Origin of the sequence: Rhodanobacter sp. C03 (genome assembly GCF_002001175.1) — a bacterium.
In the GTDB taxonomy this organism is placed as follows: domain Bacteria; phylum Pseudomonadota; class Gammaproteobacteria; order Xanthomonadales; family Rhodanobacteraceae; genus Rhodanobacter.
In genome coordinates, this window is sequence record NZ_MUNT01000019.1 from 1 (window position 1) to 594 (window position 594).

The following is a 594-nucleotide window of genomic DNA, read 5'->3' on the forward strand; positions in this document are numbered from 1 at the left end:
CCTAACGCTTGAGTTAAGCGGCGCGCGGCTTTTCGCGCGTCCGCTTGGACGAGTGGTTAGGCCTCATCTTAAGGCGATGGGCTTGAACAGGCGCACTCACAGCATTGACCTCCAAGTAGCAAGGACTGTGCGAACGGCTGGCAGTAAAGAGAGCGTGGTGCCGTCATCCAACGTGACGATGACCTCCGCCGCCTCTGCGAACACGCCATAGCCGAACGGTGCTTGAAAGACTCCTGGGGTGGCCGACAATTGCTCTGCCGATGAGAGCTGGCGCGGAACCTTTTTTGATGAAGCCAACTTCGCATGTTTAGACGCATCTGCCACATCTCGGATTATTGCGAAATCCGGACACTTGGCTTGTACGCTCGTACGCACATTCGCGATCTCTTGGTCCATGAGCTTGCGCTCGCGGCTTGCGAAACCGTCGAGCGCGAAATGGTCCGCCATGTGATACAGGACAATTGCAGCGAGCCTGCCGCGACGGATGTCGTACGGCGCCTTCTCGAACTCCGCAACTGTAGGCTCGACCGTGTGAGCGAGAAACATTGAGGCGTTTGAGCGCACGGGAACTTCCATATGAGGCCTAACGCTGGA

1 protein-coding gene is annotated in these 594 nt (G+C 57.4%); it reads right to left on the reverse strand.

Going from position 1 to position 594, the window contains the following annotated elements; translation table 11 throughout:
- Positions 1 to 96: 96 nt before the first annotated feature.
- A partial coding sequence (locus tag B0E48_RS17375; RefSeq protein WP_254424023.1) for a hypothetical protein occupies positions 97 to 594 on the reverse strand: 498 nt, incomplete at its 5' end.